This window comes from Burkholderia sp. LMG 13014, from assembly GCF_905232215.1.
Lineage (GTDB): Bacteria > Pseudomonadota > Gammaproteobacteria > Burkholderiales > Burkholderiaceae > Burkholderia.
In genome coordinates, this window is the sequence record NZ_CAJNKE010000260.1 from 1 (window position 1) to 8,207 (window position 8,207).

The 8,207-nt window shown below is 65.3% G+C and carries 10 protein-coding genes; 3 read left to right on the forward strand and 7 right to left on the reverse strand.

All coding sequences use genetic code 11. The features are described 5' to 3' along the window. From JYJ84_RS22245 to rpsP, 5 genes are all read right to left on the reverse strand, one after another. On the reverse strand, positions 1–647 hold a 647-nt coding region (locus tag JYJ84_RS22245), incomplete at its 3' end, for a CoA pyrophosphatase (RefSeq protein ID WP_205189480.1). Between the two features lie 87 nt (positions 648–734). Beyond that, positions 735–1,127, reverse strand: a complete 393-nt coding sequence (rplS, locus tag JYJ84_RS22250) for a 50S ribosomal protein L19 (protein WP_166957536.1) — start codon at positions 1,125–1,127, stop codon at positions 735–737. A 133-nt stretch (positions 1,128–1,260) separates the two neighbouring features. Then, positions 1,261–2,055, reverse strand: a complete 795-nt coding sequence (gene trmD, locus JYJ84_RS22255) for a tRNA (guanosine(37)-N1)-methyltransferase TrmD (protein ID WP_175223570.1) — start codon at positions 2,053–2,055, stop codon at positions 1,261–1,263. Between the two features lies 1 nt (position 2,056). Next, positions 2,057–2,734 carry a ribosome maturation factor RimM gene (rimM, locus tag JYJ84_RS22260; RefSeq protein ID WP_122944803.1) on the reverse strand — a complete coding sequence of 226 codons (678 nt, stop codon included), beginning with the start codon at positions 2,732–2,734 and terminating at the stop codon, positions 2,057–2,059. 42 nt (positions 2,735–2,776) lie between these two features. Then, positions 2,777–3,031 carry a 30S ribosomal protein S16 gene (gene rpsP / locus JYJ84_RS22265; RefSeq protein ID WP_006476550.1) on the reverse strand — a complete coding sequence of 85 codons (255 nt, stop codon included), beginning with the start codon at positions 3,029–3,031 and terminating at the stop codon, positions 2,777–2,779. A gap of 152 nt (positions 3,032–3,183) precedes the next feature. Here rpsP and JYJ84_RS22270 point away from each other — a divergent pair, with 152 nt between their 5' ends. Together JYJ84_RS22270 and JYJ84_RS22275 are read left to right on the forward strand one after the other, a co-directional pair. Further along, the gene (locus JYJ84_RS22270; RefSeq protein WP_175223569.1) at positions 3,184–4,323 is read left to right on the forward strand and encodes a sorbosone dehydrogenase family protein; all 1,140 of its coding nucleotides are present in this window, start codon (positions 3,184–3,186) and stop codon (positions 4,321–4,323) included. 109 nt (positions 4,324–4,432) lie between these two features. After that, on the forward strand, positions 4,433–4,900 hold the full coding sequence (locus JYJ84_RS22275; protein ID WP_043183093.1) for an NINE protein: 468 nt from the start codon (positions 4,433–4,435) through the stop codon (positions 4,898–4,900). A gap of 49 nt (positions 4,901–4,949) precedes the next feature. On the opposite strand, the gene JYJ84_RS22280 is transcribed toward JYJ84_RS22275, so the two are convergent. Further along, positions 4,950–6,137: a PA0069 family radical SAM protein gene (locus JYJ84_RS22280; protein ID WP_175223568.1), complete on the reverse strand. Its 1,188-nt coding sequence runs from the start codon at positions 6,135–6,137 to the stop codon at positions 4,950–4,952. Between the two features lie 90 nt (positions 6,138–6,227). After that, entirely contained in the window at positions 6,228–6,716 is a 489-nt protein-coding gene (locus tag JYJ84_RS22285) for an Lrp/AsnC ligand binding domain-containing protein (RefSeq protein ID WP_011351353.1), read from the reverse strand. Between the two features lie 145 nt (positions 6,717–6,861). Between JYJ84_RS22285 and JYJ84_RS22290 the strand changes: the two genes are divergently transcribed. Then, entirely contained in the window at positions 6,862–8,148 is a 1,287-nt protein-coding gene (locus tag JYJ84_RS22290) for a D-amino acid dehydrogenase (RefSeq protein ID WP_122944800.1), read from the forward strand. Positions 8,149–8,207: the final 59 nt, after the last annotated feature.

Here is an 8,207-nt window from a genome sequence, read left to right on the forward strand (position 1 = left end):
CCGGCAGTTGCGCCCCAGATGAAGTAATGCCCGCCGGGTTCGCCATTTGGATAGGGCATCGCAAAAAAACGACGCTCGCCGCCTTCCCAGCGGAACACACGGACCTGATGGTTCGCGGGATTCATCAGGAACGCGAGCGGCACCTCGAAAATCTCGGCCACTTCGAACGTGTCGGCCTGCACGGTGAACGGTGGATGCACGAGGCCGACCACCGGCGCCACGCAGAAGCCCGTGCCGGTCAGGTAGTCGGGCAGCGCGCCGAGGATCTCGACACGCTCGGCGGCCAGCCCGATCTCTTCCTTCGCCTCGCGCAACGCGGTTGCCGTGGCATCGCGATCGAACGGTTCGCGACGGCCACCGGGGAAGCTGATCTGTCCGGCGTGGTCGTTCAGGTGGTCGGCGCGCTGGGTCAGCAGCATGGTGAGGCCAGACTCGCGGGCGACGAGCGGCACGAGGACGGCCGCGCTGCGTGGATCAACGCCCTCCTGCAGCCTCGCCTCGCCGGGCTCGACGCTCCATGCGAGCGTGCGCGCGAAACGGTCGCGCAGGCCGGACGGTGTCATCAGACGGGAATCAATGGCCGGCAGGCCGGCACCGGTGCCTTCGACCGGCAGGACTTCGGGATCAATGATGGGGCGGCGATTCAATGGGGCTCTCGGGTTCGTGTCGTATCGAGCATATTGTCGCGCCAGAATGAAAAAAGCACCCGGGTGGGTGCTTTTTCCTTACAGCTCTTACTCTTGGGAAGCTGCTGCGGCGCGATCCTTCGACACCAGCTTTTCCTTGATACGAGCCGACTTGCCCGAACGCTCGCGCAGGTAGTACAGCTTCGCACGACGCACGTCGCCGCGGCGCTTCACGACGATGCTTGCCAGCAGCGGCGAGTACGTCTGGAACGTACGCTCGACGCCTTCGCCCGACGAGATCTTGCGGACGATGAAGTTCGAGTTCAGACCACGGCTGCGAATCGCGATCACGACGCCTTCGTAAGCCTGAACGCGCTTGCGGGTACCTTCAACCACGTTCACGTTCACGATCACCGTATCGCCCGGGGCGAAGTCGGGGATCGTCTTGCCGGCGAGCGCGCGCTCGATTTCTTCCTGCTCAAGTTTTTCGATCAGATTCATTACTGACTCCTTATGCCATCGTGTCGGCGTTGGCACCCGCCTGCTTCCAGGCCTGGCCCCGATAGAGGATGGATTCACATCAGGCACCGCGCACGCATGCATGGCACCGCCAATTCCCGCCCGCGACGCCGCCTCAGGAGGCGTTCTTCGCTTCGCGTGCGAGGTTCGCAAGCCATGCCTCGTCGGCACGGCTCAACAACTTCTCGCGGCGCGCCCGAACGATCAGGTCCGGCCGCTTCCGCAACGTATTCCGCAATGCTTCCTGCCGCCGCCACCGCTCGATCTCGGCATGATGCCCGCCGAGCAGCACGTCCGGCACGCGCACGCCGTCGTATTCCTCGGGGCGCGTGTAGTGCGGACAATCGAGCAGGCCATCGGCGAAGCTGTCCTGCACGGCCGACAGCGAATCGTTCAGCACGCCGGGCAACAACCGCACGACGGCATCCATCATCGCCATCGCCGGCAGTTCGCCGCCAGACAGTACGAAATCGCCGAGGCTGATTTCGTCGTCGACGCAACGATCGAGCAGGCGCTGGTCGATCGCTTCATAGCGGCCACACAGCACGACGACACCCGGTTCCTGCGCCATCCGCACTGCACGATCGTGCGTGAGCGGTGCACCTTGCGGCGACATCATCACGACACGCGTGCTGGCGATGCCCTGTTCCGCCTGTGCCGCTTTCGCGGCATCGATCGCGGCTTCGAGCGGCCTGGCCAGCATCACCATGCCCGGACCGCCGCCGTACGGACGATCGTCGACCGTGCGGTAGTTGTCCGTCGTGAAATCACGCGGGTTCCAGGTGCGCAGCCCGAAGCGCCCTTGCTTGACGGCCCGGCTGGTGATTCCCCAGTCGGTCAGTGCACGGAACATCTCGGGGAAGAGCGTGACGACGTCGAACTGCACCGCGCTCTCGGTAACCTGGTTCATTTCAGTAATCGGCTTCCCAGTCGACGACGATGCGACGCGCCGCCTGATCCACCGTTTTGACGTATACGCCGACGAACGGTATCAACCGCTCGTCGGTGGTCGGCTGACCATCTTTGCCGGTCGCCGGATACTCGACACGCATGATCGAATGCACGCCATTGTCGATCATCCCGCTCACCTTCCCGAGTGCCACCGATTGCTCGTTGACGACGTCGAGACCGATCAGGTCGACCCAATAGAATTCGTCCGCGGCCAATGCCGGGAAATCTTCCCGGCGCACGAACACGCGAAAGCCGCGCATAGCCAGCGCGGCATCGCGGTCGCTGACGCCCGCGGGTTGCGCAACGACGGTGTCGCTGTGCGTCTTCGACTGCATGATGCGGACGGAAAGCCGCTCCGCACCGCGTTCCAGCCACCAGCGGCGCGCGTTGAGCAGCGCATCGCCGCCGCGACCGGCGTCGGCATGCGTCGCCACCTTGACCCAACCCTTCAGGCCATAGGCGTCGACCACCGCCCCGACCTCGACGGCATCGTCGGGCCAGGCTTGCGCCACTTCATCACTGCCCTGCTCGGCAGCCTGACCGGCGTTCGCGTCAGCGTCGCGCTCGACCGGCTTGCGGACGAATGCGCCAAACGACGCACGCCCGCGCCTTGCATTACCGGAATCGTGACCCGCCATCAATGCACCTCACAGCCGGCACGACCGGCACACCGTGCCATGTTAGGCAGCCGGTTGCGCCTTTTGCGCTTCCTTCACGAGACGCTGGACGGTCGGCGACAGTTGCGCGCCAACACCTTGCCAGTACGTCAGGCGATCCTGAGCGATACGCAGCGATTCGCCCTTCGTAGCGACCGGGTTGTAGAAGCCGACGCGCTCGATGAAGCGGCCGTCACGACGGTTACGCGAATCGGTAGCAACGATGTTGTAGAACGGGCGCTTCTTCGAGCCGCCACGAGCCAGACGGATGATAACCATATGATGTCCTTCGGAAAACCGGGTTCGAAACTACTGAAACACGCGATTATAGCCGGAAACCAGAGGTACAACAAACACTTACGCGTAAAAAATCCGTGGGCCGCCTGTCCGCCGGGCATACAATCGTCGTGTCCGGGACGTTCCACACCGTCATGCCGCCCCTTCGCGCCGCCTCGACGCGCCGCGCGCAGCACCGTTTCGCGGCGCTGCTTGCCGGCCTTGCCTGCCTCGCGTCCGCACTGGCGTTTGCCGCGCCGTTGCCGGTGGATCAACTCGTCGTGCCACCCGGGTTCCACGTAGAAGTACTGACCGACGCGGTACCGACCGCCCGCGAAATGGCATGGTCGCCGCGCGGCATCCTGTATGTCGGCACGCGGGAAGGCCGCGTACATGCGTTCGTGATGCACGAGGGCCGGATCAGCGCCCGCTACGTGATCGCGTCCGGGCTCGACATGCCCGTCGGCGTCGCCTACCGTGGCGGCGCACTCTATATATCCGCCGTATCGCGCATCCTGCGTCTCGATCATGTCGACGATCGGCTCGCCGCACCGCCCGTACCAGCCGTCGTCACCGACGCGCTGCCGACCGAGCACCATCACGGCTGGAAATTCATCGCGTTCGGCCCCGACGGCAAGCTGTACGTGCCGACCGGCGCACCGTGCAACGTCTGTCTCGCCGATCGCAGCCGCTACGCGATCATCGCACGCATGAAGACGGACGGCAGCGGGAGCGAGGTTGTCGCCCGCGGCGTACGCAATACGGTCGGCTTCGCGTGGCACCCCGATTCGGGCGAGCTGTGGTTTACCGACAACGGGCGCGACATGATGGGCGACGACGTACCCGACGACAAGCTGAACCGCGCGCCGCGCGCCGGCCTCGATTTCGGCTTCCCGTACTGCCATGGCGGCGACACGCCCGACCCCGAATTCGGCAGCGCCGACGTATGCCGCCGTTATGTGCCGCCCGTATTGAAACTCGGTGCGCATGTCGCGGCACTCGGCATGCGCTTCTATACAGGGCCGATGTTTCCGGCGTCGTATCGCAATAACGTGTTCATCGCCGAACACGGCTCGTGGAACCGCAGCACGAAAGTTGGCTACCGCGTGATGCGCGTCGTCGTCTCGGCAGACGGTAGCCAGGCGCGCCAGACTCCATTCATCACGGGCTGGTTGCGGGCCGACGGCACGGTATGGGGACGCCCGGCCGACGTCCTGCCACTGCCTGACGGCTCGCTGCTCGTCAGCGACGACTATGCGGGCGCGATCTACCGCGTGACCTATGCGGCACCTTGACGCAGGACAGGGGTGACCGGGCCCGACCGGGCGTCGTAGAATGCGTGCCGGGCCGCGCGCCCGCGCCGGCCCGCCGGCCGCCCATGCCAACGACAATACGCCGCCATCCATGTCCAGCAGCACCGCACCGTCCCGCCGCTTTCGCTCCAAGACGCTCACCGCCGCCCTTGCGTTCCTGTTCGGCTCGCTCGGCGCGCACCGCTTCTATCTATATGGCTTTCGCGACGTATACGGTTGGGCCCATCTGCTCGCGACGATCGTCGGCATTCCGGGCTTCCTCTTGCTCGCCGCGACCCAGCGCAGCGCCAGCCTCGGCTGGTGGCTCGCGGTACCCGGCGCAATCTCGCTGCTGGCAGCGTTCCTCGCCGCGCTCGTCTACGGGCTGCGCCCCGACGAAAAATGGGACGCGCAATTCAACGCGGAGACGGGCAAGCACAGCAAGTCGGGCTGGACCGTGATCTTCGTGGTGATCTTCTCGCTGCTGATCGGCGCGTTCCTGCTGATGACCGCACTCGCGCTGTCGTTCCAGACGTATTTCGAGTCGCAGGTCGAAGCGGCCAAGCAGATTTCGCAGTAAGCGCAACGAACGCGCACCACCGGCACCCTGCGCCGGTGAGGCGCGCCGGTCAGAACAGGTTCAATTGCATGTCGTCGCGCGACTGCGTCGACCGCGTGCCGGCCGAACGAGCCGCAACGCGCGGCACCGGCGCCGCTACGGCCGGCGCACCGCGGAACTGCGACAGATCGAGAATGCCGTTCGTGCGCTCGTTCAGCCCGAGCCGCTTGACGGCCTGACGGAAGCGCTGCCGCAGCAGGTCGGCCCAGATCCCCTCGCCCTTCATCCGTTTCGAGAAATCCGAGTCGTAGTCTTTCCCGCCGCGCATGTCGCGCACGCGGTTCATCACGCGCTCCGCACGGTCGGGAAAATGCGCGGCAAGCCAGTTCTTGAACAGCGGCGCGACTTCCCACGGCAGCCTCAGGATGATGTAGCTCGCATACGTCGCGCCGGCTTCCGCGCACGCCTCGAGCACGCGCTCCATATCGGGCTCGGTGACGAACGGAATCATCGGTGCAATGCTCACGCCGACCGGCACGCCCGCCTCGCTCAGCGCACGAATCGTGCGCAACCGTCGCGCCGGCGTCGCCGCGCGCGGCTCTAGCGTGCGTGCGAGATCGGCATCGAGCGTCGTGATCGTGACCGCCGCCATCACCTGCCCGCGTTCGGCCATCGGCGCGAGCAGGTCGAGATCGCGCTCGATCAGCGACGACTTCGTGATCGCGGCAAACGGCAGCCCGCTATCATGCATCACCTGGATCACGCTGCGCGTGATGCGCAGGTCGCGCTCGACCGGCTGGTAGGCGTCGGTGTTGACGCCGAGCGCGATCGGCTCGGGCACGTAGCGCTTGCGCGAAATCTCGCGCTCGAGCAGTTCGGCCGCATTGACCTTCGCATAGATGCGGCTTTCGAAATCGAGCCCCGGCGACAGGCCGAGATAACTGTGCGTCGGCCGCGCGAAGCAGTAGATGCAGCCGTGCTCGCAGCCGCGATACGGATTGAGCGATACGCTGAATGGAATGTCGGGCGACTGGTTGTGCGTCAGGATGCTCTTCGCACGCTCCTCGAATACCTGCGTGCGCAGCGGCGCGGGAAAATCGGTATCGTCCGACTCGTGCGTCCAGCCGTCGTCGACCGCTTCACGCTGCGCGATCTCGTATCGCCCCTGCAGGTTGTCGACCGCACCGCGCCCCTTGCGGGGCACGGGCGGCGCTACCGGAAATTCGTTGTCGGATCGATCGTCCATGTGCCCACCCATTCGCCTGCGCCCAATACTGTACATTTATACAGTATTGGGCGCAGCATGCCAAGGGCGGGATAAAGGGCCCGACGGCCTGCGGCAGGCGCGTCAGTCGCCCACCGCGATCGTCAGCGTCTCCTTGATTTCTTCCATCACGACATAGCTCTTCGACTGCACGGCGCCGGGCAACTGCAGCAGGATGTCGCCGAGCAACTTCCGGTAGTCGGCCATCTCGCCGATCCGCGCCTTGATCAGGTAGTCGAAATCGCCGGACACGAGATGGCATTCCAGCACCTCGTCGATCTTCATCACTTCCCGGCGGAATTGCTCGAACATGTTGCCGCCCTTGTGGCCGAGCGTGATCTCGACGAACACCAGCAGCGCGGCATCGAGCTGGTGGGGATCGACACGCGCGTGATAGCCGGTGATCACGCCATCCCGCTCCATGCGCCGCACACGCTCGATGCACGGCGTGACGGTCAGTCCGACCTGTTCCGCGAGGTCTTTCATCGCCATCCGGCCGTCGTCCTGGAGCAGTTTCAGGATGCGTCGGTCGAGCTTGTCGAGCGAGCGTACGGGCTGACGTTGCGTTCTCATTTGTTTATGCTGAAAACCTGAAAAATACGATAACAAAACCTACACATTCGACAATACCATAGCGCAAAAAACTAGATCAGCTAGAGGTTACACGGAGACGCAGGTGCGCCCGGCCTCGATCTGGTCCCTTCCATCTGGAGCAGCTATGCGAGTCGTCATTCTGGGCAGCGGTGTGGTGGGCGTGGCAAGCGCGTATTACCTCGCGCGCGCCGGTCATGAAGTCACGGTGATCGACCGGGAAGCCGGCCCGGCACTCGAGACGAGCTTCGCGAACGCAGGCCAGATCTCCCCCGGCTATGCCGCGCCGTGGGCCGCGCCCGGCGTGCCGCTGAAGGCCGTGAAGTGGATGTTCGAGAAGCACGCGCCGCTCGCGATCCGCCTCGACGGCACGCGCTTCCAGCTCCAGTGGATGTACCAGATGCTGCGCAACTGCACGGCCGAGCGCTATGCGGTCAACAAGGGCCGCATGGTCCGCCTCGCCGAATACAGCCGCGACTGCCTGCAGGCGCTGCGCGCCGATACCGGCATCCAGTACGAAGGCCGCACGGGCGGCACGCTGCAGCTGTTCCGCACGCAGCAGCAACTCGACGGCGCGGCGAAGGACATCGCCGTCCTGCAGGAAGCGAACGTGCCGTTCGAACTGCTGTCGCCGGCCGACCTGAAGCAAGCCGAACCGGCACTCGCCGCCGTCTCGCACAAGCTGACGGGCGGCCTGCGCCTGCCGGGCGATGAAACGGGCGACTGCCAGCTGTTCACGACGCGCCTCGCAGCGCTCGCGGAATCGCTCGGCGTGAAGTTCCGCTACAACACGCCGATCGATGCGCTCGCGATCGCGGGCGGCAAGATCGCCGGCGTGCAGTGCGGCAGCGAGACGGTGCGCGCGGACGCGTACGTCGTTGCGCTCGGCTCGTACTCGACCAGCTTCATCTCGAACCTGATGAAGATCCCCGTCTACCCGCTGAAGGGCTATTCGATCACCGCGCCGATCGTCAACGAAGCGGCCGCGCCTGTCTCGACCGTGCTCGACGAGACCTACAAGATCGCGATCACGCGTTTCGACCAGCGCATTCGCGTCGGCGGCATGGCGGAGATCGTCGGCTTCGACAAGAAGCTGCGCGCCGCGCGCCGCGAAACGCTCGAAATGTGCGTGAACGACCTGTTCCCGGGCGGCGGCGATACGTCGAAGGCAACGTTCTGGACGGGCCTGCGCCCGATGACGCCGGACGGCACGCCGATCGTCGGCCGCACGCCGGTGTCGAACCTGTTCCTGAACACCGGCCACGGCACGCTCGGCTGGACGATGTCGTGCGGCTCGGGCCAGCTGCTCGCAGACCTGATCTCGGGCAAGATGCCCGCGATCCAGGCCGACGACCTGTCAGTGCATCGCTACCTGAAGGACGTGGCCGGCCAGACGCGCCCGGCATACGCATAAGCCGACGCCGCCCGCAGCCATGCGGGCCCGGCTGGCATCGAAAAGAAAGGCGCCCCGAG

Bases quoted from the DNA above. Each gene is read 5' to 3' on its own strand.
- rplS (WP_166957536.1), bottom strand. From the start codon at position 1,127: ATGAATCTGATCGAAAAACTTGAGCAGGAAGAAATCGAGCGCGCGCTC.
- trmD (WP_175223570.1), bottom strand. From the start codon at position 2,055: ATGAACCAGGTTACCGAGAGCGCGGTGCAGTTCGACGTCGTCACGCTC.
- rimM (WP_122944803.1), bottom strand. From the start codon at position 2,734: ATGGCGGGTCACGATTCCGGTAATGCAAGGCGCGGGCGTGCGTCGTTT.
- rpsP (WP_006476550.1), bottom strand. From the start codon at position 3,031: ATGGTTATCATCCGTCTGGCTCGTGGCGGCTCGAAGAAGCGCCCGTTC.
- JYJ84_RS22270 (WP_175223569.1), top strand. From the start codon at position 3,184: ATGCCGCCCCTTCGCGCCGCCTCGACGCGCCGCGCGCAGCACCGTTTC.
- JYJ84_RS22275 (WP_043183093.1), top strand. From the start codon at position 4,433: ATGTCCAGCAGCACCGCACCGTCCCGCCGCTTTCGCTCCAAGACGCTC.
- JYJ84_RS22280 (WP_175223568.1), bottom strand. From the start codon at position 6,137: ATGGGTGGGCACATGGACGATCGATCCGACAACGAATTTCCGGTAGCG.
- JYJ84_RS22285 (WP_011351353.1), bottom strand. From the start codon at position 6,716: ATGAGAACGCAACGTCAGCCCGTACGCTCGCTCGACAAGCTCGACCGA.
- JYJ84_RS22290 (WP_122944800.1), top strand. From the start codon at position 6,862: ATGCGAGTCGTCATTCTGGGCAGCGGTGTGGTGGGCGTGGCAAGCGCG.